Here is a 22,360-nt window from a genome sequence, read left to right on the forward strand (position 1 = left end):
CCGACCGGCTGCGCTGGGCGCATCTGGTGATCGCGCGCGCCGGGGCGTCAACCGTGGCCGAACTCGCCTGCGCCGGCCGGCCCGCGATTTTCGTGCCCTATCCGCACGCGATGGACAATCACCAGACCTATAATGTCGTCGATATGGTCGAGGCAGGCGGGGCGCGTTCGATCCCGCAGCCGCAATTCACCGCCAGCGAACTCGCCAAACAGATCCAGCGCATGGCGCTCGAACCCGGCGCGTTGGAAAATGCTGCCGCGCGCGCCGCGAGCTGCGGTCTGCCCGACGCGACCCGCGACCTTGCTGACCTCGTCGAATCGCTCGCCGCGCCGCCGATGATGGACGTCATCCGCGTCGGTGCACCGTCGGGCCAGCGCGCCGCGGCCGGCGGCATGGCGTCGGCGCGCATGGGAGGCGAATGATGCGCGGCGTTGCGACCGACATCGGCACCATCCATTTCATCGGCATCGGCGGCATCGGCATGTCGGGGATTGCCGAGGTCATGCACAACCTCGGTTATCAGGTGCAGGGCAGCGACATTGCCGACGGTTATGTGATCGAAGGCCTGCGCAAACGCGGGATCAAGGTCGCGATCGGCCACGATGCGGCGAACGTCGATGGCGTTTCGGTGGTTGTCACCTCGACGGCGGTCAAGCGCGGCAATCCCGAGGTCGAGGCCGCGCTGGCGCACCGCATCCCGCTGGTCCGCCGCGCCGAAATGCTCGCCGAACTGATGCGGCTGAAATCGACCGTTGCCATCGCCGGGACGCACGGCAAGACGACGACGACCAGCCTTGTCGCTGCGCTGCTCGACGCGGGCGGGATCGACCCGACGGTGATCAACGGCGGCATCATCAACAATTATGGCTCGAACGCGCGCCTTGGCGCCAGCGACTGGATGGTGGTCGAGGCCGACGAGAGCGACGGCAGCTTCCTGCGCCTTGACGGCACGATCGCGGTCGTCACCAACATCGATCCCGAACATCTCGACCATTATGGCTGCTTCGACGCGATCAAGGATGCGTTTGTCGAGTTTATCGAAAATGTGCCTTTCTATGGCGCGGCGATGCTGTGCCTCGATCATCCCGAGGTGCAGGCGATCATCCCGCGCATCCGCGACCGGCGGATCGTCACCTATGGCTTCTCCGCCCAAGCGGACGTGCGCGGCACCAATGTGGTACCCGGCCCCGATGGCAATCGCTTCGACGTCGTGGTGCGCGATCGCGACGGCAACAGCCGGACGATCGAGGGCATCCACCTGCCGATGTCGGGTCGGCACAATGTCCAGAACTCGCTCGCCGCGATCGCGGTCGCGCTGCACATGGGCGTTTCCGACGACAAGATCGTGTCGGGCTTCAACGGCTTTGCCGGGGTCAAGCGGCGTTTCACCAAGGTCGGCGAAATCGCGGTTGGCGCCAAAGGGGAGGGGGGCGTGGTGACCGTCATCGACGATTACGCGCACCACCCGGTCGAAATCCGTGCGGTCCTCTCGGCCGCGCGCGAAGGGGTCGGGGCAGGGCGCGTTGTCGGTGTCGTCCAGCCGCACCGCTTCACGCGCCTGCGCGACCATATGGACGATTTCCAGCAGGCGTTTAACGACGCCGACATCGTCCTCGCGCTGCCCGTCTACGCGGCGGGCGAGGCGCCCATCGACGGGGTCTCTTCGGACGCACTCGTCGAAGGGCTGCGCGATCGCGGGCATCGGCAGGCGAGTGTGGTTGCCGATGCCGGGGCGCTGGCCGCCAGCCTGGCGGCGAGCATCGCGTCCGGAGAGCTGGGCGCGGGCGACAAGATCATCTGCCTTGGTGCGGGCGATATCACCAAGATGGCGGCGGGTCTGGCTGCGGCGGTGGAGGGCGCGGCGTGACAAACTTCTCCGTTCCCAGCCCACCTCCGTTTGTGTCGAGCGAAGTCGAGACACGCCAGCGCCGCGCAGGGCGTCCCTCGACTTCGCTCGGGACGAACGGGGAAGGGGTGCGGTTGTGAGCGACCTTGCCACGCTCCCGGCCGTCCGCGGCAAACTGACCGCAAGCGCACCCCTCGCGCCGCTCGTCTGGTTCAAGTCGGGCGGCCCCGCCGACTGGCTGTTTGAACCGAAGGACGCCGACGATCTCGCCGATTTCCTGCGCGATCTTGATCCGGCCACGGCGGTCATGGCGCTGGGCCTCGGCTCGAATCTGATTGTCCGCGACGGCGGCTTTCCGGGCGTTGTCGTCCGGCTCGGCAAGGCGTTCGCCAAGGTCGAGGCGGTCGATCCGACGACGCTGCGCTGCGGCGGCGGCGCGTCGGGCATTCTCGTTTCCTCGACCGCGCGCGGCGCGGGGATTGCGGGCATGGAGTTCCTGCGCTCGATCCCCGGCACCGTCGGCGGCTTCGTGCGCATGAACGGCGGCGCCTACGGCGGCGAAGTGAAGGACATCCTCATCGACGCCGACGTCGTGTTGCGCTCGGGCGAGCGCCGCACGTTGCCGCTCGCCGACCTTGGCTACACCTATCGCCACAGCGAATTGCCCGACGGCGCGGTCGTCATTGGGGCAACTTTCCGCGGCCGCCCCGGCGATCCGGCGGCCATCCAGGCCGAAATGGACCGCATCTCGGCCAGCCGCGAAGCGTCGCAGCCGCTGCGGTCGAAAACCGGCGGATCGACCTTCAAGAACCCCGATGGGCATAAGGCCTGGCAACTCGTCGACGAGGCCGGCTGCCGCGGCTTCGCGGTCGGCGGCGCGCAGGTCAGCGAGAAGCACACCAACTTCTTGATCAACACCGGCGATGCGACGAGCGCCGACATCGAGGCATTGGGCGAAGAGGTCCGCCGCCGGGTCAAGGTCAAGAGCGGCGTCGAACTGCATTGGGAGATTCAACGCGTGGGGAAACCCGTATGAGCAGGGGGCCGTGGCATGTTGCCGTCCTGATGGGCGGCTGGTCGGCTGAACGCGAAGTGTCGCTCATGAGCGGCAATGGCGTCGCCGACGCGCTGGAAAGCCGCGGGCACAAGGTCACGCGCATCGACATGGACCGCGATGTCGCGCAGCGGCTTGCCGAGGCGAAACCCGACGTCGTGTTCAACGCGCTCCACGGTGTTCCCGGTGAGGACGGCACGGTGCAGGGCATGCTCGACCTGATGGGGCTCAAATATACCCACAGCGGCCTCGTCACCTCGGTCATCGCGATCGACAAGGAATTGACGAAGCAGGCGCTGGTGCCGCATGGTATCCCGATGCCGACGGGGACGATGGTCGACAGCGAAAGCCTGTTTACAGTCGACCCCTTGCCGCGCCCCTATGTGCTGAAACCCGTCAACGAAGGATCGTCGGTCGGGGTCGCGATCGTCAAGGACGACAGCAATTACGGCAACCCGATTGCACGCGAAGCCGTCGGCCCCTGGCAGGAGTTCGACCGCCTGCTCGCCGAACCCTTTATCAAGGGGCGCGAGCTGACCGTCGCGGTGCTGGGCGACCGGGCGCTCGCGGTGACCGAGCTGCGCGTCAAATCGGGCTTTTACGACTATGACGCCAAATATACCGACGGGCTGACCGAACATGTCTGCCCCGCCGATGTCCCCGCCGACGTCGCGCAGCGAATGATGGATCTGGCGCTGCAATCGCACCGGCTGCTAGGCTGCAAGGGCGCTTCGCGATCGGATTTTCGCTGGGATGACGAACATGGGCTCGCAGGAATTTTCCTGCTCGAGGTCAACACCCAACCGGGGATGACGCCGCTCAGTCTGGTGCCCGAACAGGCGCGGGCGGTCGGCATGGATTATGCCGAACTGGTCGAACGCATCGTGGGGGAAGCGTTATGAGTAACACACGCATCAAACGCGGCAGCTCGCCGCCACGGCGTCCGGCGCGTGCGCCGAAGAAGCGGCGCAAGGTGCAGACCTCGCGGCTCAACGCGGTGATCAACGCCCTGCCGATCAGCCCGCAGCGGTTGCAGAAGGTCGCCAACTGGACGATCGCGATCAGCCTGTTCGCGGTCGCCGGCCTCGCCGCGCATGCCACCGGCGTCACCGCGAAAGTCCATGAAGAATGGGCGCAGGCCGTCGGCCGCGCCGGGTTCCAGGTCAAGAAGGTCGAGGTCGTCGGCGCCGACCGCATCGACCGGCTGAAGGTCTACGACATCGCGCTCGCGCAAAAGGATCGCTCGATGGCGGCGGTCGACCTCGACGGGGTGCGCGGCGATTTGATGCGCTATGGCTGGATCAAGGATGCGCGGGTGTCGCGGCGGCTGCCCGACACGCTGGTCGTCGACATCGTCGAGCGCACCCCGGCGGCGATCTGGCAGCATAATAATCGCCTGTCGCTGATCGACGACAAGGGGGTGGTGCTCGAACCGGTGACGGTCGCGACGATGCCCGATTTGCCGCTGGTCATCGGCCCCAAAGCCAACCAGCGCTCGCAGGATCTCGACCGGTTGCTCGCCGAGGCGAGCTCGCTGAAAGAATTGCTCGCTGGCGCTACCTGGGTCGGCAACCGCCGCTGGGACCTGCGCTTCCGCAGCGGCGAGACGTTGTCGCTGCCCGAAGGCGAGGGCGAGGCGAAGGCCGCGCTCGCCAAATTCGCCCATATGGACGGCGCCAACCGCCTGCTCGGGCGCGGTATCCTGCGCTTCGACATGCGCGATCCGAACCGGTTCGTGCTGCGCCTGCCGCACGAAGGACAGGTCGCGCCCGCCAAGCTCGACGAGGCGCGCGCCGCGGTCGATGCGGTCGCCGACGTCGCTGCGGCGGAAAAGGGGTAAGTCATGGCGCCGCCGCGCATCGAAAAAATCATCACCGCGCTCGACGTCGGGTCGTGGAAGGTGTGCGCGCTGATCGCGGGGCAGACCGCCGACGGCCAGCTCCATGTGCTCGGCACCGGCCAGCGCGAAAGCCGCGGCGTCCAGCGCGGCTATGTCGCCGACATGGAGCAGACCGAACATATCGTGCGCGAGGCGATCGAACAGGCCGAGCGGATCGCGGGGCTGAACATCGATGACGTCTGGGTCAGCTTCTCGGCGGGCGGCTTGCTCAGCGATGTGGCGCCGATCGAAAGCGAACTCGGTGGCCACCGGATCGAGAAAGAAGACATCGACGACCTGCTCGCGGCGGGGCGCGCCGGGATCGACCCCGAAGGCCGGATGATCCTGCACGCGCAGCCCGCGCTCTATACGCTCGACGGGCTGACCGGGGTCAAGAACCCGATCGGGCTCCACGCCGACCGGCTGGGCGTCGACATCCATATCATCATGGCCGACGGCGCCCCGGTGCGGAACCTCGAGGCGGCGGTGCGGCAGGCGCATCTCGACGTCAACGCAGTCGTCGCGTCGCCGATCGCGGCGGGGCTGGCGTGCCTGTCCGACGAGGAGCGCGACCTGGGCGTCGCGCTTGTCGAACTTGGCGCCGCGGTTACCACCGTCTCGCTCTACGCCGGGGGGATGCTCGTCGAAATGGCGTCGCTGCCCTTTGGCGCCAGCGACATCACCGACGACATCGCCTCGGCCTTTGGTATCCGCCGCAGCCAGGCGCAGCGTTTGCAGAGCTTTTATGGCTCGGCGTCGGCGTCCCCACGCGACAATAACGAGATTATCGAACTCGAACCCGGCGCGCCGACGACGGGCGATTCCCCGCGGATCACCCGCGCGCAACTGGTGTCGGTGATCCGCCAGCGCCTCGACGCGATGATGGGAGAGATTGGCAGAACGTTGAAAGACCTGCATTTCGTTGGCCCGATCGGGCGCCAGGTGGTGCTCGTCGGTGGCGGCGCCGACCTGAAAGGCATTGCCGACTATACCCAGAGCGCGCTCGGCCGCGCCGCCCGCGTCGGGCGGCCGCGCGGGCTGCACGGACTACCCGATGCGCACAGCGGCCCCGCTTTCGCAACGCTCGCCGGTCTGGTTCTCTACGCCGCGTCGGACCCGGTCGATCTGCGCGATTTGCCGATGATGTCGCAGGATGTCTATCGCCCGGCGGGCACTTCGATCCTCCACCGGTTGATGGCGGCGTTAAAAAGCAGTTTTTAGCGGTGAAACGCGAAAAAAGGTTAATTTTTTGGGTGATTCCCCGGTCACAATAGTGCAATGCGGGGTAAGAAAACCGGGCGGCGGGACACCCGCTCGTTTGGGTCGCAAGGTTGGGGAAGCGGCACCTGTCCGCCGCTGCAGGGAGACTTTTTGATGAGCATCAATATTGGCCCGCCGCAGGTCGATGAGCTGAAGCCGCGGATTGCGGTGATCGGCGTCGGCGGTGCTGGCGGCAATGCCATCGCGAACATGATTGCGGCGCGGGTCGAGGGGGTCGACTTCATCGTTGCCAACACCGATGCGCAGGCGCTGAACGCATCGCCCGCCGAACGGCGCATCCAGCTGGGAACGCAGATCACCCAGGGGCTGGGCGCAGGTTCGCGGCCCGAGGTCGGCCGTGCGGCCGCCGAGGAAAGCATCGCGCAGGTCGAAGAGGCGCTGAACGGCGCGCATATGTGTTTCATCGCGGCGGGCATGGGCGGCGGCACCGGCACCGGGGCGGCGCCGGTCATTGCCAAGGCAGCGCGCGATCGCGGCATCCTGACCGTCGGCGTCGTGACCAAGCCGTTCACCTTTGAAGGCCAGCGCCGCATGCGCTCGGCGGATTCCGGCATTGCCGAGCTGCAGGATCATGTCGACACGCTGATCGTCATTCCGAACCAGAATCTGTTCCTGGTCGCCAATCCGAATACGACCTTCAAAGAAGCCTTCACCATGGCGGATGAAGTGCTGCAACAGGGGGTGCGCGGCATTACCGACCTGATGGTCATGCCCGGCCTGATCAACCTCGACTTTGCCGACGTGCGCAGCGTGATGCGCGAAATGGGCAAGGCGATGATGGGCACCGGCGAAGCCGAAGGCGATGGCCGCGCGCTCGAAGCCGCGCAAAAGGCGATTGCTAACCCGTTGCTCGACGGTGTGTCGATGGCGGGCGCCAAGGGCGTCATCATCTCGATCACCGGCGGCGAGGACATGCGCCTGATGGAAGTCGACGAAGCCGCGAACCATATCCGCGAGCTGGTCGATCCCGACGCCAACATCATCTGGGGCAGCGCGTTCAACGATAACCTCGACGGCAAGATCCGTGTCTCGGTGGTCGCCACCGGCATCGACAGCAACGGTGAAATGGCGGCGCAGGCATCGCCCGCGACGCGCAGCTTCTCCTTTGCTCCGGCACGTGCGGCAACCCCCGCGCCGGTGGCCGAAGAGGCGTTTGAGCCGGTCGTCGAAGAAGAGCTCGTCGCCGAAGTGCCGACGGACGAGGACAATGACCCGACCCCTGGCTTCTCGCTCGGCGACGCCGAAGCGCCTGCGGCCGAAGAAGAGCCGATGGAATTGTCGCAGGTCGCGGCCAGCTATGACGATACGTCGGACGAGCTGGTGCTCGACGCGCCCGAAGCAGCGGTTGCCGAATATCAGGCGCCGTCGGGGCCCGCTGGCGATGCAGCGGCAGGCGAGGAATCGTCGGCCCGCTCGATCGGCGGCGGCACGTTGTTCGAACGCATGTCGCGCCTGTCGCGCGGAGCGCCGGCGCCCGAAGCCGACGGTGGCGACAAGGAAGATGGGGTCGATATTCCCCGTTTCCTGGGGCGGCAGAACAACCAGTAACGGGGCATCGAACGGCCGCCCGCCGGGCACGGCAGGCCGGAAATCGGGATGAGTTGCCCATGCGGCAGGCGAAAATGACGGGCAAGTCGGCGCGCGCGCGGCGCGGTGTCGGCGCGTTCGGCGCGCTGCTCATGGGGCTCGCGGCGCTGCCTGGCCAGGCCCAGGTGACGCCGCCCGATGCCGCGACCAGGGCGGCGATGGAAAAGCGCACCGCGGCCCGGACCCTGCTGTCGTCGGCTTTGGCGCGCATTGCCGCCAACAACAGCGACAGCCGCGCGTTGCTCGACGCCGGTCGTGCGTCGATCGAACTCGATGATTACCGCGCCGCGCTGGGCTTTCTGGTGCGCGCCGAGCAGATCACCCCACGCGACGGCACGGTCAAGGCGGCGCTTGGGTCGGCGATGGTCCATATGGAAAACCCGACCCGCGCTCTCGACTATTTCGGCGAGGCGCAGTTGCTCGGCGCCCCCGAACGGCTGTTCCTGTCCGACCGCGGGCTGGCGCGTGACTTGCTGGGACAGCAGGAGGCGGCGCAGCGCGATTATCAGCTCGCGCTGGCGATTTCGCCGAATGACGAGCTGACGCGGCGCTATGCGCTGTCCTTGGGGATCAGCGGCGAGACCGACCGCGCGGTGGCGATGCTGACCCCGCAACTGCGCGCGCAGGATCGCGGCGCGTGGCGACTGCGTGCGATGATTTTGGCGATGAACGGCCGCGACGGCGAGGCGAGCGAGATCGTCAACGCGACGATGCCGCCCGCGATGGCGCAGAATATCCTGCCCTATCTGACCCAGATGGACCGGCTCAATCCGGCGCAACAGGCCGCCGCGGCGCATTTCGGCCGTTTCCCGAACGGCCAGCTGGCGGCGAAGCGCAAGCCGGTGCAAGTGGCGGCCGCGGCGCCGCCCCCCGCCGCATCTGGAAACCGCGCATTGGTCAGCTCCAAGCGCCCGCCCGCGGCGTCGGTTGCGGCGACCCCGACGCCGGTCACCCGGCGACCGGCGGTCGCGGACGCCGAGCCGCGTTCGGCGACGGCACAGCCCGCGCCGGTTTCCGTGCCGCAGCGATCGACGACATCGGCGACCGCGCCGGTAACGGCTGCCGCGTCGAATACACCAAGGCCGACGCCGGATAATCCATTTCCGGCCGCCGGCAGTCCGCCGCCAACGATCGTCAGGGTCGGACCGACCCCGCAAAACCCGTTCCCCGCCGCCGCTGGGCCAGCGCCCGTGTTTGTCGATGCCAAAGCGGTGGCGGCGTCGCCGGCGGCAGAGCCTTCGCCCGCGCCGATTGGGACAAACCCGGCGCAGTCGGCTGCGCCCGTGGGACCGGGCTTTTCGATCGCCGACATCGGGCGTGGTGCCACCGCCGAGCCGTCGGCCGCCGCGACGGCATCGCAACCGCCGCTAGTCTCGCCCGTCTCGGCGGCGCAAGCATCCGTGGCGGCGCCGCTCGCCTCGCTCGCCGACATCGTCGGGTCGATCGAGATTCCACCCGAGGAACTGACCCAGCCCGATAATGCGATCGGCGCCGACACGCTCGCCAAATTGCTCGCTGACAAGCGCCGCGCCGACGCCGCTGAAGACGCCAAGCGCGAAAAGGACGCCGTCGCCGCGAAAGCCAAGGTCGAGGCCGATGCCAAGGCCAAAGCCGAAGCGGCGGAGAAAAAGGCCAGCCCGGCGCGGATCTGGGTGCAGGTCGCGACCGGCGCGAACGCGAAAGCGCTGGCGACTGACTATGGCAAATTTGCCAAAAAGAGCCCCGATCTGTTCAAGGGCAAAGCCGGTGCAACCGCCGAATGGGGCAAGACCCGCCGCTTGCTGGTCGGCCCGTTCAAGGACCGCAAGGCGGCGCAGGATTGGCTGACCGGCTATAAAAAAGCCGGCGGCGACGGCTTCCTGTTCAACAGCGAGGCGGGCCAGACCGTCGATCCGATCAAGTGAGCGTTGCCCACTGCGCCAGCGACCCCGCGCAAAGCCGCGGGCGCCGCTATGCCGAGCTGGGCCGCGTCGTCCGCGGCCCGCGCGACGATTTCCAGCGCGACCGCGACCGCATCATCCACTCGATCGCCTTTCGCCGCCTGCGCCACAAGACGCAGGTGTTCGTCGCCCCCGACGGCGACCATTACCGCGTCCGCCTGACCCACAGTATCGAGGTCGCGCAGATTGGCCGCGGCATCGCCCGCGCACTCGGGCTGAATGAGGATCTGACCGAGGCTTTGTGTCTGGCGCACGACATCGGCCATCCGCCCTTTGGTCATGCGGGGGAGGATGCGCTGAAGGCGGCGATAGCGGACCATGGCGGGTTCGACCATAATGGCCATACGCTGCGCACGCTGGCGCAGCTCGAATGCCCCTATCCACGCTTCGACGGGCTCAACCTGACGTGGGAAACGCTCGAAGGCCTCGCCAAGCATAATGGCCCGGTGACGAACCCCGGCTGGGCACTTGCCGGGATCGATGGCGATTTTCGGCTCGATCTGGGCAGTCACGCCAGTCTTGAGGCGCAGATTGCGGCGGTCGCCGATGACATCGCTTATGACAATCACGACATCGACGATGGGCTGCGCGCGGGGTTGCTCGATCTCGATCAGTTGATGGAACAGCCGTTCGTTGCCGCTAATTTCCGAGCCGTCGAGGGGCGTTTTCCAGGCGCGCCGCGCGACCGCTTGCTGCGCGAGCTGGTGCGTGACCAGATCGGGGTGATGGTCAATGATGTTATCGCCGCGACCGAAGCCAATGTCGCGGCGGCAGGCGTGGTGAGCGTCGCCGAGGTCCGCGCCGCGGGCCGGTCGCTGGGCGGCTTTTCGCTTGGACTTGCGGCCGAGGAGCGCGAACTCAAGCGCTTCATGTACGCGAATCTTTATCATCATCCCGAACAGGTCGCCGCCGCCGAGGCCGCGAACCAGATCGTCGGCCGCTTGTTCGCTGCCTATATCGACGATCCGCGCCTGATGGGCGAGGATTGGTCGTCGCGGCTGCCCGGCGAAACGACCGCGACAATCCGACATATCGGCGACTATATTGCCGGGATGACCGATCGTTTCGCCATCGACCGTTATGCCGAAATCTTCGGCCGGGAAACGGTACCGGACGCGCTGGCGCATGTCTGAGGCGCTGATCGTTGGTGCCACCGGGCTGATCGGGCGCGCGGTGATCGACGCATTCGGGGACAGGGCCGTCACAATCGTCGCTCGCCGTCCGGTCGAGGGACTGGCGCCGCACCACGCCGAACGGATCGCTCCGCCCGAAAGCTGGCCAGATATCATTGCCGCCGAAAAACCTGCTGTCCTCATCTGTTGCCTTGGTACGACGATCCGCCAGGCGGGGTCGCAGGCGGCTTTCCGCGCCGTCGATCACGACCTGATCCTCGCCGCGGCGCGCGGCGCCCGGCTGGGCGGTACGGCGCAGATGATCGCCGTCAGTTCGGTCGGCGCATCGGCGAAAGCGGGCAATTTCTATTTGCGGACCAAGGGCGAGACCGAGGATGGGCTGCGCGCGCTCGGGTTCGAGCGGCTCGACCTGATCCGTCCTGGCTTGCTGCTCGGCGCTCGGCCTGGTCCACCGCGGCTGGGTGAAGGGCTTGCGACAATCGCGGCGCCGTTGGCCGATGCTTTGCTGCACGGGTCTTTCCGCCGCTACCGCTCGATTCAGGGCGCCGCCGTCGCCGCGGCGATCGTCGCGCTGGCGGGGCAAAGGGGTCCGGGCGTGCATATCCACGAAAACGACGCAATCCGCGCGCTCGCCGATTGACTCCGCTCGGGGGCAGCGCCAAGGCTCGGGCGTCTGTCGGGTCTTGCAAGAGATTCGACCGGCCGCGCGGGAGAGCGTGAGGGCAGGGCAACCGGCGCCTCACCACCGAAGGAGCAACCGCCCCGGAAACTCTCAGGTCAGCAGGACCGCGCAGGCTGGAACGGACACTCTGGAAAGCGTTCCGGCTGTCGGCTGGAACCACCGAAGGGGTAACCCTGGACTTTGCGTTCGGGGGAAAACTCTCAGGTTCCCGTGACAGAGGGGGCATGGCGAAAGGCGCGGCACCCTGCCGCGCATCCGCCGTGCAACCGCGGGAGACTGACATGACCGAAACCGAACAGCTCGACGACGACGTCGCGATCGAAGCCGCGACCGAAGTGCTGCCGCTCGACGCCTGGCACCGCGCCAAAGGCGGCCGGATGGTCGAATTCGCGGGTTACTGGATGCCGATCCAGTATGAAGGCATCATGGCCGAACATCTGTGGGTTCGCGAAAATGCCGGGCTGTTCGACGTGAGCCATATGGGGCAGCTGGCGCTATCAGGCGATAAGGTCGCCGAGGCGCTCGAAACCCTCGTCCCCGGCGATATTTCGGCGTTGAAGCCCGGACGGATGCGCTATTCGCTGCTGCTGGACGAGGATGGTGGCATCCTCGACGATTTGATGATCACCAACGAGGGTGATCAATATGGCATCGTGGTCAATGGCGCGGTGAAGTGGGAAGATATCGGGCATCTGCGCGAAAACCTGCCCGACGACATCACGCTCAATCATAACGAAGATTATGGTCTGCTCGCGCTGCAAGGCCCGAAAGCCGTCACGGCGCTGGCGCGACTGATGCCCGAGGCTGCGGGTCTGGTGTTCATGCAGGCGATGCGCGCGACATGGAACGGTCATGCGATCGGGATCAGCCGCTCGGGCTATACCGGCGAGGATGGGTTTGAGATTTCGCTGCCGAACGCGGCACTGACCGATTTTGCCGATGCGCTGTGCGCGATGGACGAGGTGAAGCCGATCGGGCTTGGCGCGCGCGATTCGCTGCGGCTGGAAGCTGGATTGCCGCTCTATGGCCATGATCTCGACCCGGCGATCGATCCGGTCGAAGGCGATCTGGCGTTCGCGATCAGCAAGCGCCGCCGCGAGGAAGGCGGCTTTCCGGGTGCCGCGCGCATCCTTGGCCATCTCGCCGACGGCTCGCCCCGCAAGCGCGTCGGGTTGCTAGTCGACGGCAAAATGCCGGTGCGCGAAGGCGCGAAGCTGTTCGACGGCAACACCGAAATCGGCGTCGTGACCTCGGGCGGTTTCGCCCCCAGCGTCGGCGCGCCGATCGCGATGGGATATGTGCCGCGGGACCATGCCGAGCCGGGTACCGCGATTGCCGCCGAGGTGCGCGGTAAGCGGGTGGCCTGCACCGTCACCGCCATGCCCTTTGTTCCGCATAATTATGTCCGTAAAGCAGGAGCCTGATCGATGCCGCGTTATTACACCGAAGAACATGAGTGGATCGACGTCGACGGCGACGTCGCGACGGTCGGCATCACCGATTTTGCGCAGGGCCAGCTTGGTGACATCGTGTTCGTCGAAGTTCCCGACACCGGCGCCGAGCTGAGCCAGGGCGGCGACGCTGCGGTGGTCGAATCGGTGAAGGCGGCGAGCGACGTCTATGCCCCCGTCGACGGCACCGTGACCGAGGGCAACGGCCAGCTCGAGGAAGATCCCGCGCTGGTCAATGCGGACCCCGAAGGCGAAGGCTGGTTCTTCCGGCTGGCGCTGAGCGACAAAAGCCAGCTCGACGGGTTGATGGACGCAAAGGCCTACAAGGCCTTCTGCGACGCGCTCTAGCGATTTGACCCCTCCCCTTCAGGGGAGGGGCAGCGAGACTTGGGGGCTTGCTCGCTAGTCGCAGCGGGGTGGGCCCAATACCGCGACCCCCACCTCAACCCCTCCCTGAATGAGAGGGGCTTATGGAGATAATGTTATCGCCACCGAACCCGCCCTCGCCAATTGCCGCCTGATGGTGGCGACGCCCATCTATGAAGGGGCGCAGGGCACCTACGTCCGCGCCGCGCTGGCGCTGGCGCTGCGCGCGCAGGCGATGGGCGTTTCGGTGCGGTTCGAATTCATTCTTTACCAGCCGTCGATTACCCGCGCGCGCAACATGTTGGCGGCGATGTTCCTTGCCAGCGATTGCACGCATCTGCTGTTTATCGATGCCGACATCGATTTTTCGGCCGAGGATGTGTTCTCGCTGATCCGCGCGATGGAGGCGAACCCCGATTGCGGGGTGCTGGGCGGCGCCTATCCGCGGCGGATGATCAACTGGGCCAATGTCGCGCGCGCGGTCGAACAGGGGCTCGCGAAAGATAACCCCGCCGATCTCGCGCGCTATACCGGCGACTTCGCGCTGCATTTCCTGAATCCCGAGCAGAATTTCAAGATGACCGACCTCGTCGAGCTGACGCGGCTCGGCACCGCAATGATGCTGATCCGCCGCCAGGTGCTCGAAGGCATGGCGGCGGCGATGCCTGACCTGGTGTTCCGGCCCGACCCCGCCGAGCGTCAGGCGCACGGCGTCGGCGACATCGTTCCCGCCTTTTTCTGTCCCTATATCGAACCCGAAAGTCAGGCTTTGCTGTCGGACGACTATGCCTTTTGCCGCCGCGTTCGCGACGCGGGGTTTCGCATCTGGCTCGCGCCATGGATCCGCACGACCCACGCCGGTCCGGCGATCTTTTCGGGCACACTCGCCGACACCGTTCAGCTTTTTTCCCAAAAACCAGCTTCTTCTGCGGAGTAGTTCATGCGTTACCTGCCCCTTACCACCGATGACCGCAGCGCAATGCTCGCTACCATCGGCGCGGCGTCAATCGACGATCTGTTCGCCGATGTCCCCGTCGATGCGCGGCTCGACGGCCCGATCGCCGACCTGCCGCTCCACGCCAGCGAGCTGGCCGTCGAGCGCCATATGGCGGCGCTGTCGCGCCAGAACCGCGCCGCGGGCGACGGCCCGTTCTTCCTCGGCGCCGGGGCGTATCGTCACCATGTCCCTGCCAGCGTCGATCATCTGATCCAGCGCGGCGAGTTCCTGACCGCCTATACGCCCTACCAGCCCGAAATCGCGCAGGGCACGCTGCAGATGCTATTCGAGTTTCAGTCACAGGTCGCGCGGCTGCTCGGCACCGATGTCGCCAATGCATCGATGTACGACGGGTCGACCGCGTGCTGGGAAGCGATCGTGATGGCGCGGCGGATCACCAAGCGCGGCAAGGCGCTGCTGTCGACCGGGCTGCACCCGCATTATCGCAGCGTTGCGCGCACGATGGCCAAATATACTGGCGATGTGCTGGTCGACGGCGACCCCAGCCTCGACGCGGGGACCGACTGGGGCGCGCTCGCGGCGGCGATCGACAAGGAAACGAGCTGCGTCGTCGTCCAATATCCCGACATCCTCGGCCGCATCGACGATATGACCGCGCTGGCTGCGGCGTGTCAGGCGGCGGGCGCGCTGCTCATCGCGGTGGTCACCGAACCCGTCGCCCTCGGCCTGATCAAGGCGCCGGGCGAAATGGGCGCCGACATCGTGGTCGGCGAAGGGCAGTCGCTGGGCGTCGGGCTCCAGTTCGGCGGGCCTTACGTTGGCCTGTTCGCCTGCAAGACCAAATATGTCCGCCAGATGCCGGGCCGTCTGTGCGGCGAAACAGTCGATGCCAATGGCAAGCGCGGCTTTGTGTTGACGCTGTCGACGCGCGAACAGCATATTCGCCGTGAGAAGGCGACGAGCAATATCTGCACCAATTCAGGGCTCTGCGCACTGGCCTTCAGCATTCACATGACTTTGCTGGGCGAAGCAGGGCTGCGTCAGCTCGCCGCAATCAACCATGGCCGCGCCAAGATGGCTGCGACCGAACTGGCCAAAATCCCCGGGGTGTCGGTGCTGAACAACAGCTATTTCAACGAATTCACCCTGCTGCTGCCGACCGAGGCGCGCCCGGTGATTCACAAGCTGGCGGAACGCGATATCCTCGGCGGCGTGTCGCTTGGCCGCCTCTACCCCGCCAACGCAAACTTGGCGAACGGCCTCGTCGTCGCAGTGACCGAAACCGTCACCGAGGCGGATATATCCGCCTTCGCTGCCGCTCTGAAGGAGGTGCTGGCATGACCGCGCTCAACCGCGCCGGCTGGCGTCCCGAAATGACCGCTGCGGGCGGTGCCGACGACAACACGACCTTCACCGGCAATCGCGCGCTGATGCTCGAGGAAGCGCTGATCTTCGAAATCGGCTCGACCGCAACCACCGGCGTCGATTTCGACGAGACGGCGCCCACCGCCGATCTCGGCGCGCTGGCGCGCACTGCACCTATCGGCCTGCCGGGGCTGAGCGAAGCAGAAACCGTGCGCCACTACACGCGCCTGTCGCGGCAGAATTATGCGATCGACCTTGGCCTGTTCCCGCTGGGCAGCTGCACGATGAAGCACAACCCGCGCCTGAATGAAAAGGTCGCGCGGATGCCCGGCTTTGCCGACGCGCACCCATTGCAGCCGCAGGAGACGGTGCAGGGTGCCTATGCGGTGATCCACGAACTCGCCGAATGGCTGATCACGCTGACCGGCATGCACAGCGTCGCGATGTCGCCCAAGGCGGGCGCGCACGGCGAGCTGTGCGGCATCCTGTGCATCAAGGCGGCGCTGGAAGCGCGCGGCGAAGACCGCCGCGTGATCCTCGTCCCCGAAAGCGCGCACGGCACCAATCCGGCGACTGCAGCGTTCGCGGGCTTCACCGTCGAGGATATTCCGGCGACCGAAGCCGGCCGCGTCAACCTCGAAGCGCTCAAGGCACGGCTTGGTCCCGATGTCGCGGGGGTGATGATCACCAACCCCAACACCTGCGGGCTGTTCGAGCGCGACATGAAGGCGATTTCGGACGCGGTCCACGCCGCGGGCGGTTATGTCTATTGCGACGGAGCCAATTTCAACGCCATCGTCGGCCGCGTGCGCCCCGGCGATCTGGGCGTTGATGCGATGCACATCAACCTGCACAAGACCTTTTCGACCCCGCACGGCGGCGGTGGGCCGGGTTCGGGGCCGGTGGTGCTGTCCGAAGCGCTCGCGCCGTTCGCGCCGCTGCCCTTCGTCACGAAGCAGGGCGATGCGTTCCGCCTGATCGAAGAGGAAAACGCGGGCGAGGATCATCCGCAGACCTTTGGCCGCATGACCGCCTTTCACGGCCAGATGGGGATGTTCACCCGCGCGCTGACCTATATCCTCAGCCATGGTGCCGACGGGCTGAAACGGGTTGCCGAGGATGCGGTGCTCAACGCCAATTATGTCCTGCGCAGCCTGGAGGGCGTCCTCGATGCGCCGTTCGCAGCGTCGGGGCCGTGCATGCACGAGGCGCTGTTCAGCGATAAAGGCCTCGCCGAAGGTTTCTCGACGCTGGACATCGCCAAGGGGCTGATCGACGAGGGCTATCATCCGATGACGGTCTATTTCCCGCTCGTCGTCCATGGCGCGATGCTCGTCGAGCCGACCGAAACCGAAAGCAAGGCGGCGCTCGACCAGTTCATCGGCGCGCTGCGCAGCATCGCGATGCGTGCCAGAAACGGCGACCCGGCGCTGAAAACCGCCCCGCATTTCGCCCCCCGCGCGCGGCTTGACGAGACCGCGGCGGCGCGCAAGCCGGTGCTGGCCTGGAACGAGCCAGCCGCCGCACCCGGCACCCCGTCGCTGAGCGAGATCGGCGGCAGTTGAGCGAAAGCGTCGACAGCGGCGCGAAACGCACCGCCGCAGGCTGTCTGACGGGTGGAGTGCTGTTCGCGGTCGTCTTCGTCGCCGTCTGGCTCGCCGCGATCACGCTCTACGGGCTGGTAGTCGAGTAATGGGAGCTGGTCGAGGTCCGCCGCGAGTTCAGCTATGACTGGGCGTTTCTCTACGCGCCGCTAATCGCATTAGGGCTCGGCCTCGCCGCGGCCTTCGCGGCGACGCGGCGACTGCCCGCGGCGCGCATGACGCTGCTGATCGTCACGACCGGGCTGGTCGCATTGTTCGGCGGGATCGTGCTGTTCGGGCTTGGCGGGTTGATATAGGCTGTGGTCAACCGAAACGCCCGCGACATGCGTGCACAAGCCGCATGTCGCGGAGACAGAATGCGTTTTGCGTTCAGGGGGAGGGACGATAGATGACTTGGGATACGATCTTTTTGCTCGCCAATTATTGGGCCTTCGCCAGCTGGATCGCACTCGCCTTTCTGCCGCGCGGTCCGAAAATTCTCGCCGTAATCCTTTACGCCGGGGTGTTCCTGCTCTGCCTCGCTTACACCGTGATGATCGTCGGGTTCCTCAGCGGCGGAATCGATCCCGGCGGTCCCGGCGGCGGTAATTTCACGACGCTGGCGGGGGTGATGAAGCTGTTCGACAGCCCCGGCGGCGCGACGCTGGGGTGGACGCATTATCTGGCGTTCGACCTGTTTACTGGCATGTGGATCGCGCGCGATGCTGACAACAAGGGGTTCAGCCGTATCGTCCAGTTCCCGTTCCTGTTCCTGACCCTGATGGTCGGCCCGGTCGGACTGCTGGCATGGCTGATCGTTCGCGAGCGCCGCGCACGGGCGCAGGCCAAGGCCTGATGGCATCGTCACCGCCGTGGATGCCCAGCGACGGCGGCAGCGGCGATAAGCGCCACGCCCCGGCGACGCTGCGCAACCGCGACGCGATTGCGGCGGCGCTGGGCGAATGGCTGCCCGCGACCGGAACGGTGCTGGAAGTCGCGAGCGGATCGGGCGAGCATATCGTCCATTTCGCCGCGACCTTTCCGGCGCTGCACTGGCAACCGAGCGATCCCGATCTGGCGGGGCTGGTGTCGATCGTGGCATGGTGCGCCGATGCGGGGCTGGCCAATATCGCGCCGCCGCTCGCGCTCGACGCATCCGCCGACGACTGGCCGATCGAGCAAACCGACGCAATCTTGTGCATCAACATGGTCCACATTAGCCCATGGGCGGCGACGCTGGGGCTGCTCGCGGGTGCCGCGCGGTTGCTGCCGAGCGGCGCCCCGCTGATCCTCTATGGCCCCTATATCGAGCCCGACGCACCCACCGCGGACAGCAACCTGGCCTTCGACACCAGCCTGCGGATGCGGGATCCGGCGTGGGGACTGCGCCATAGCGATGACGTCAAGGCGGCTGCCGTTGCCGCCGGTCTGACCTTCGTCGAGCGCCGCGCTATGCCCGCGAACAATTTGATGCTGCTGTTCCGCCGCACCTGATGCCGGTGACCGGGTGAGCGATCGCCGCTTTACCTGACCGGCGCAGCCGCTAGCCTTCTCGCAATTGCACGCAAAAGATGCGATTCGAGGAGAGAGAGTTCATGCCCCGCGACGTTTCGGAGCTTTTCACATTCGACGAATTCCTGACCCACTGGGCCAGCGAGCGCGCCGACCGCGTCGCGCTGCGCGAGGAAGATCGCGTCTACACCTACGCCGAACTCGACGAGGCGACCGCGAAAGTCGCGTCGGCGCTGTTCGCTGCAGGGCTGAAAAAGGGCGACCGGATCGCGTGGATCGGCAAGAACAGCGATCTGTATTTCATCCTCTTTTACGGCGCGGCGCGTGCGGGGATCGTGATGGCCCCGATCGGTTGGCGGCTGTCACCCACCGAATGGGCGTTCATCGTCAACGATACGCAGGCAAAGATGGTGTTCGCGGGGCCGGGGTTCGACAGTCTGGCCGAGCAATTGGCGGGGAAGCTCGACCATGCTCCCACCATAATCGCCGCGGCGGCGGCGCGGACGATGATCGATGGGGCAGCGCGCACCGCCTTCGCCTCGTCGGGCGCCAATGATGCGGTGCTGCAACTTTATACGTCGGGCACCACCGGCAATCCCAAGGGCGCGGTGCTGTCGAACCACAATCTGTTCGGCTTGCGCAAACATTCGAACGACCTCGACCTGCCCTACACCAAATGGGAGGATGACGAGGCGGTGCTGGTGGCGATGCCGTGCGCGCATATCGGCGGCACCGGGCTGGGCATCATGGCGCTCGCTGCGGGACTGCCGGGTGTCGTGCTCGCCGAATTCAATCCCGACGGGGTGTTCGACGCGGTCGAGCAGCATGGCGTCACGCGCTTTTTCATGGTCCCCGCGGCGCTGCAATTCCTGCTCATGCACCCGCGCTGTGCCAGCGTCGATTACAGCCGCCTCAAATATATCCTCTATGGCGCAGCGCCGATCCCGCTCGAATTGCTGCGTCAGTGCATCCAGATGTTCGGGGCGCAGTTCATTCAGGCTTATGGGATGACCGAAACCACCGGCACCATCTCGATGCTGCCGCCCGAGGATCATGATCCGGCGGGCAATGCGCGGATGCGATCGGCGGGCAAGCCGTTGCCGGGGGTCGAGATCAGGATCATTGGCCCCGATGGCGAGGAAGTCCCGGTCGGCGATGTCGGCGAGGTCGTCACCCGCTCGTCGAACAACATGCTGGGGTATTGGAATCTGCCCGACGCGACCGCCAAGACAGTGAGCGCCGACGGCTGGATCCGCACCGGCGACGCCGGCTATCTCGACGATGACGGCTATTTGTTCATCCACGACCGGATGAAGGACATGATCATCTCGGGCGGCGAGAATATCTACCCTGCCGAGGTTGAAAGCGCGATCTTCGGCCACCCCGCGGTGCAGGAGGTCGCGGTGTTCGGCATTCCCGACGACAAATGGGGCGAGAGTGTGAAGGCGGTGTGCGTCGCCAAACCCGGGATGACGGTCGACGAGGCCGACATCATCGCCTGGGCGCGCGAACGCATCGCGCCGTTCAAATGCCCGCGCAGCATCGACGTGATCGACGCGCTACCGCGCAACGCGAGCGGCAAGATTTTGCGCAAGGATCTGCGCGCGCCGTACTGGGCGGGCTACGCGCGGATGGTGAATTGAGCGCGGTCGGCTAACGCGCACGCGCGCCTGCGATCAATCGTCATCATCATCGTCGTCGTCGTCGCGCGACCAGCGGCGATTATCGTCGCGATAATATCGCCGGTCGTCGTCGCGGTAGCGCCCGCCGCGACGCCCGTCGCGGTAGATGCTGCGGCGCTCGTAGCGCTGGCAATAGCCGTCCTCGCAATAGCGATCGACAATGCGCTCGCGGGTGACGCCATTGTTCGACGAGCTGTTCGAACTGGTGTTCGACGACTGGCTGGCCGCCTGTGCCGCGGTGGCGGTCAGCAGAGCGGCGGTGGTGAGCAGCGCATAACGGATCATGGGACGTCTCCGGCTTGATGGATGGCGCATCCTGACCGGATGAAGCGATACCCAAGCTGAACGCCGCTCGGCGTGCGCGCGGCTCGGCGCGCCGCGGGCTCGGTCTGGCGCGCGGTCAGGTGGGGGCCGGCCGTTGCCGCTCGCGTGCTTGCTTGAACCCCTCGCGCGCCATGCACCGGGCCAGCCATGCCTTCGTCGCTTCGCCCAGCATATCCTCGGCGCCGAGCGTCGTTGCCAGGAACGCCGCATAGCCGATCGCGATATCGGCGACGGTGAACCGTCCCGCGACCAACCACTCGCGCCCGTCACCCAGCGCCGCTTCGATGCTCTTGGCGCGCCCGCCGAAGAAGGCTTTGTAGTCGTCGACCGCCTGCGCCAGCCGCCGCTCAGGCGCTTCGACGCGCGTATAGCGGATCATGATCGCGAGCGGGAAGGTCAGCGTCGCATCGCTGCGGTGCATCCAGTTGCGATAGTCCCAATAATCACATTCGTCGCGGCGCACCTCCAGCGGGGTTCCCTCGGCAATCCGTTCGCAGATTGCGGCGGATTCGGTCATCAGCCGCCCGTCCTCGACCCAGCCCGGAACCGTCATCAGCGGGTTCACCGCACGATAATCGGGTTCGAACGCGCGCGGCGGGAATTTCAGGACGCGGAGGTCGACGTCGATCCCGGCCTCCTCGACCGCCCACAGACAGCGCAGCGAGCGGGCGTCAGGGCAGTGATACAATATCGCCCGAGTTTCTTGGCTTGTCATGCGGCAACCTCCTTGGGCCGGGCGATATGGCGGCGATGTTCACGCCACGCGATGAACAGGCCCGACGCGACGATCAGCGGCGCGCCGACCCATGTCGTGTCGGCGGGCAGGGTACCAAAGAACCACCAGCCTGCCGCGATCGCCCACAACAGGCTGGAGTAATCCATCGGGATCACCACCGCGACCGGCGCAAGGCGCAGCGCGCCGGTCAGCGACATCTGGACGATCGCCCCCAGGAAACCGAGCGCGAGGAGCAGCAGCCATTCGCTGCCGCTGTGCGGGGTGAAAACAAAGGGTAGCGCGATGCCCAGCGGCACCATCGACAGCAGGCTGAACCAGAAGACGATCGTTGCGGCATTTTCGGTGCGGCCAAGGTCGCGCACGGCGATGGTGATCAGCGCGGTCATGATCGCGCCCGCGAGCGCGACGAGGGTGCCGAGGCCATGCGTGCCGCCGAACCCGCCCGCAAAGCTCGCCAAGGGGTTCAGCACGACGAGCACGCCGACAAAGCCGATGATCACCGCGCTCCACCGCTGCCACCCGGTCGCTTCGCCGAGCAGCAGCGCGGCAAAGATCACGGCAAAGATCGGCACCGACAGGCTGATCGTCGTCGCCTCGGCCATCGGCAGCAGGATCATGCCGCCGAAATTGCACGCCATGCCGGTCAGCCCCATCAGCATCCGCCGCGTGTGCGCGCCGATGCGATTCGTCCGCAGCGAGGCAAAGCCGCCGGTTGCCTTCACCCACATAAGCAGGAAGGGCAGGACCAGCGCCTGCCGCCAGAACAGGCTCTCGACGATGTGGATGCCCGCTCGATCGACATATTTGACCACCACGAACATCAACGACAGGCTGGCCATCGCCAGCAGTCGCAGCGCGATGCCGCCCAGATAGTTTTGCGGCGCGGCGGCGGAGGGGGCGGCGGCGGATGTCATGCGAATTTGCGCATATCAGGCGCGCGCGCGCGCGCAAGCTGCGATCCCCCTTGCCCCGCCTCGGCAA

At 66.3% G+C, this 22,360-nt stretch carries 23 protein-coding genes and 2 riboswitches; of the genes, 19 read left to right on the forward strand and 4 right to left on the reverse strand.

What is annotated here, in order from left to right; genetic code table 11:
• From FFS68_RS09665 to FFS68_RS18200, 16 genes are all read left to right on the forward strand, one after another.
• On the forward strand, positions 1-422 hold a 422-nt coding region (locus FFS68_RS09665), incomplete at its 5' end, for a glycosyltransferase (RefSeq protein ID WP_283214599.1).
• Positions 422-1,867 carry a UDP-N-acetylmuramate--L-alanine ligase gene (murC, locus tag FFS68_RS09670; RefSeq protein WP_137752988.1) on the forward strand — a complete coding sequence of 482 codons (1,446 nt, stop codon included), beginning with the start codon at positions 422-424 and terminating at the stop codon, positions 1,865-1,867. The genes FFS68_RS09665 and murC, both read left to right, overlap by 1 nt.
• 115 nt (positions 1,868-1,982) lie before the next feature.
• Positions 1,983-2,882: a UDP-N-acetylmuramate dehydrogenase gene (gene murB / locus FFS68_RS09680; protein ID WP_137752989.1), complete on the forward strand. Its 900-nt coding sequence runs from the start codon at positions 1,983-1,985 to the stop codon at positions 2,880-2,882.
• A complete protein-coding gene (locus FFS68_RS09685; protein WP_137752990.1) occupies positions 2,879-3,802 on the forward strand; it encodes a D-alanine--D-alanine ligase in 924 nt (307 codons plus the stop codon). Before murB ends, FFS68_RS09685 begins: the two co-directional genes overlap by 4 nt.
• Positions 3,799-4,740, forward strand: a complete 942-nt coding sequence (locus FFS68_RS09690) for a cell division protein FtsQ/DivIB (RefSeq protein ID WP_137752991.1) — start codon at positions 3,799-3,801, stop codon at positions 4,738-4,740. Before FFS68_RS09685 ends, FFS68_RS09690 begins: the two co-directional genes overlap by 4 nt.
• 3 nt (positions 4,741-4,743) lie before the next feature.
• Positions 4,744-6,000: a cell division protein FtsA gene (gene ftsA / locus FFS68_RS09695; RefSeq protein ID WP_137752992.1), complete on the forward strand. Its 1,257-nt coding sequence runs from the start codon at positions 4,744-4,746 to the stop codon at positions 5,998-6,000.
• Positions 6,001-6,153: 153 nt separating this feature from the next.
• A complete protein-coding gene (gene ftsZ, locus FFS68_RS09700; RefSeq protein WP_137752993.1) occupies positions 6,154-7,608 on the forward strand; it encodes a cell division protein FtsZ in 1,455 nt (484 codons plus the stop codon).
• 59 nt (positions 7,609-7,667) lie between these two features.
• Positions 7,668-9,551 carry an SPOR domain-containing protein gene (locus FFS68_RS09705; RefSeq protein WP_249340110.1) on the forward strand — a complete coding sequence of 628 codons (1,884 nt, stop codon included), beginning with the start codon at positions 7,668-7,670 and terminating at the stop codon, positions 9,549-9,551.
• Positions 9,548-10,720: a deoxyguanosinetriphosphate triphosphohydrolase gene (locus FFS68_RS09710; RefSeq protein ID WP_137752994.1), complete on the forward strand. Its 1,173-nt coding sequence runs from the start codon at positions 9,548-9,550 to the stop codon at positions 10,718-10,720. The genes FFS68_RS09705 and FFS68_RS09710 overlap by 4 nt, the downstream gene beginning before the upstream one ends.
• Positions 10,713-11,360, forward strand: coding sequence for an NAD-dependent dehydratase (locus tag FFS68_RS09715; protein ID WP_137752995.1), 648 nt, complete (start codon positions 10,713-10,715; stop codon positions 11,358-11,360). The genes FFS68_RS09710 and FFS68_RS09715 overlap by 8 nt, the downstream gene beginning before the upstream one ends.
• 57 nt (positions 11,361-11,417) lie before the next feature.
• Positions 11,418-11,519: riboswitch (glycine riboswitch) on the forward strand.
• Positions 11,520-11,629: riboswitch (glycine riboswitch) on the forward strand.
• Between the two features lie 54 nt (positions 11,630-11,683).
• The gene (gene gcvT / locus FFS68_RS09720) at positions 11,684-12,826 is read left to right on the forward strand and encodes a glycine cleavage system aminomethyltransferase GcvT (protein WP_137752996.1); all 1,143 of its coding nucleotides are present in this window, start codon (positions 11,684-11,686) and stop codon (positions 12,824-12,826) included.
• Positions 12,827-12,829: 3 nt separating this feature from the next.
• Entirely contained in the window at positions 12,830-13,201 is a 372-nt protein-coding gene (gene gcvH, locus FFS68_RS09725) for a glycine cleavage system protein GcvH (protein WP_137752997.1), read from the forward strand.
• 172 nt (positions 13,202-13,373) lie between these two features.
• On the forward strand, positions 13,374-14,156 hold the full coding sequence (locus FFS68_RS09730; RefSeq protein WP_249340111.1) for a hypothetical protein: 783 nt from the start codon (positions 13,374-13,376) through the stop codon (positions 14,154-14,156).
• Between the two features lie 3 nt (positions 14,157-14,159).
• Positions 14,160-15,518, forward strand: a complete 1,359-nt coding sequence (gcvPA, locus tag FFS68_RS09735) for an aminomethyl-transferring glycine dehydrogenase subunit GcvPA (protein ID WP_137752999.1) — start codon at positions 14,160-14,162, stop codon at positions 15,516-15,518.
• Positions 15,519-15,550: 32 nt separating this feature from the next.
• A complete protein-coding gene (gene gcvPB, locus FFS68_RS09740; RefSeq protein WP_249340120.1) occupies positions 15,551-17,107 on the forward strand; it encodes an aminomethyl-transferring glycine dehydrogenase subunit GcvPB in 1,557 nt (518 codons plus the stop codon).
• On the forward strand, positions 17,104-17,235 hold the full coding sequence (locus FFS68_RS18200; protein ID WP_283214600.1) for a hypothetical protein: 132 nt from the start codon (positions 17,104-17,106) through the stop codon (positions 17,233-17,235). The genes gcvPB and FFS68_RS18200 overlap by 4 nt, the downstream gene beginning before the upstream one ends.
• Before the next feature lie 50 nt (positions 17,236-17,285).
• Here FFS68_RS18200 and FFS68_RS17875 read toward each other — a convergent pair whose 3' ends face one another.
• On the reverse strand, positions 17,286-17,453 hold the full coding sequence (locus tag FFS68_RS17875) for a hypothetical protein (protein ID WP_171003807.1): 168 nt from the start codon (positions 17,451-17,453) through the stop codon (positions 17,286-17,288).
• A gap of 81 nt (positions 17,454-17,534) precedes the next feature.
• Between FFS68_RS17875 and FFS68_RS09745 the strand changes: the two genes are divergently transcribed.
• The 3 genes from FFS68_RS09745 (at position 17,535) to FFS68_RS09755 (ending at position 20,280) form a co-directional block, all read left to right on the forward strand.
• On the forward strand, positions 17,535-17,981 hold the full coding sequence (locus FFS68_RS09745; protein WP_137753001.1) for an ABA4-like family protein: 447 nt from the start codon (positions 17,535-17,537) through the stop codon (positions 17,979-17,981).
• Complete coding sequence (locus tag FFS68_RS09750; RefSeq protein ID WP_171003808.1) at positions 17,981-18,619, forward strand: DUF938 domain-containing protein; 639 nt, start codon at positions 17,981-17,983, stop codon at positions 18,617-18,619. The genes FFS68_RS09745 and FFS68_RS09750 overlap by 1 nt, the downstream gene beginning before the upstream one ends.
• A 101-nt stretch (positions 18,620-18,720) precedes the next feature.
• Positions 18,721-20,280, forward strand: coding sequence for a fatty acid--CoA ligase (locus FFS68_RS09755; protein WP_137753002.1), 1,560 nt, complete (start codon positions 18,721-18,723; stop codon positions 20,278-20,280).
• A gap of 33 nt (positions 20,281-20,313) precedes the next feature.
• On the opposite strand, the gene FFS68_RS09760 is transcribed toward FFS68_RS09755, so the two are convergent.
• The 3 genes from FFS68_RS09760 to FFS68_RS09770 all read right to left on the reverse strand — a co-directional run bounded on the left by FFS68_RS09760 (position 20,314) and on the right by FFS68_RS09770 (position 22,293).
• Positions 20,314-20,604 (reverse strand): hypothetical protein, encoded by a 291-nt coding sequence (locus FFS68_RS09760; protein WP_137753003.1) that lies wholly within the window; start codon positions 20,602-20,604, stop codon positions 20,314-20,316.
• 115 nt (positions 20,605-20,719) lie between these two features.
• Complete coding sequence (locus FFS68_RS09765; protein WP_137753004.1) at positions 20,720-21,358, reverse strand: glutathione S-transferase; 639 nt, start codon at positions 21,356-21,358, stop codon at positions 20,720-20,722.
• Positions 21,355-22,293: a DMT family transporter gene (locus tag FFS68_RS09770; protein WP_137753005.1), complete on the reverse strand. Its 939-nt coding sequence runs from the start codon at positions 22,291-22,293 to the stop codon at positions 21,355-21,357. Before FFS68_RS09770 ends, FFS68_RS09765 begins: the two co-directional genes overlap by 4 nt.
• Positions 22,294-22,360: the final 67 nt, after the last annotated feature.

Origin of the sequence: Sphingopyxis sp. L1A2A, from assembly GCF_005502465.1 — a bacterium.
Taxonomy (GTDB): domain Bacteria; phylum Pseudomonadota; class Alphaproteobacteria; order Sphingomonadales; family Sphingomonadaceae; genus Sphingopyxis.

Coding starts and splice junctions, on each gene's coding strand:
- murC (WP_137752988.1), top strand. CDS start 422: ATGCGCGGCGTTGCGACCGACATCGGCACCATCCATTTCATCGGCATC.
- FFS68_RS09685 (WP_137752990.1), top strand. CDS start 2,879: ATGAGCAGGGGGCCGTGGCATGTTGCCGTCCTGATGGGCGGCTGGTCG.
- FFS68_RS09690 (WP_137752991.1), top strand. CDS start 3,799: ATGAGTAACACACGCATCAAACGCGGCAGCTCGCCGCCACGGCGTCCG.
- ftsA (WP_137752992.1), top strand. CDS start 4,744: ATGGCGCCGCCGCGCATCGAAAAAATCATCACCGCGCTCGACGTCGGG.
- ftsZ (WP_137752993.1), top strand. CDS start 6,154: ATGAGCATCAATATTGGCCCGCCGCAGGTCGATGAGCTGAAGCCGCGG.
- FFS68_RS09705 (WP_249340110.1), top strand. CDS start 7,668: ATGCGGCAGGCGAAAATGACGGGCAAGTCGGCGCGCGCGCGGCGCGGT.
- FFS68_RS09715 (WP_137752995.1), top strand. CDS start 10,713: ATGTCTGAGGCGCTGATCGTTGGTGCCACCGGGCTGATCGGGCGCGCG.
- gcvT (WP_137752996.1), top strand. CDS start 11,684: ATGACCGAAACCGAACAGCTCGACGACGACGTCGCGATCGAAGCCGCG.
- gcvH (WP_137752997.1), top strand. CDS start 12,830: ATGCCGCGTTATTACACCGAAGAACATGAGTGGATCGACGTCGACGGC.
- FFS68_RS09730 (WP_249340111.1), top strand. CDS start 13,374: ATGGTGGCGACGCCCATCTATGAAGGGGCGCAGGGCACCTACGTCCGC.
- gcvPA (WP_137752999.1), top strand. CDS start 14,160: ATGCGTTACCTGCCCCTTACCACCGATGACCGCAGCGCAATGCTCGCT.
- gcvPB (WP_249340120.1), top strand. CDS start 15,551: ATGACCGCTGCGGGCGGTGCCGACGACAACACGACCTTCACCGGCAAT.
- FFS68_RS09745 (WP_137753001.1), top strand. CDS start 17,535: ATGACTTGGGATACGATCTTTTTGCTCGCCAATTATTGGGCCTTCGCC.
- FFS68_RS09750 (WP_171003808.1), top strand. CDS start 17,981: ATGGCATCGTCACCGCCGTGGATGCCCAGCGACGGCGGCAGCGGCGAT.
- FFS68_RS09755 (WP_137753002.1), top strand. CDS start 18,721: ATGCCCCGCGACGTTTCGGAGCTTTTCACATTCGACGAATTCCTGACC.
- FFS68_RS09760 (WP_137753003.1), bottom strand. CDS start 20,604: ATGATCCGTTATGCGCTGCTCACCACCGCCGCTCTGCTGACCGCCACC.
- FFS68_RS09765 (WP_137753004.1), bottom strand. CDS start 21,358: ATGACAAGCCAAGAAACTCGGGCGATATTGTATCACTGCCCTGACGCC.
- FFS68_RS09770 (WP_137753005.1), bottom strand. CDS start 22,293: ATGACATCCGCCGCCGCCCCCTCCGCCGCCGCGCCGCAAAACTATCTG.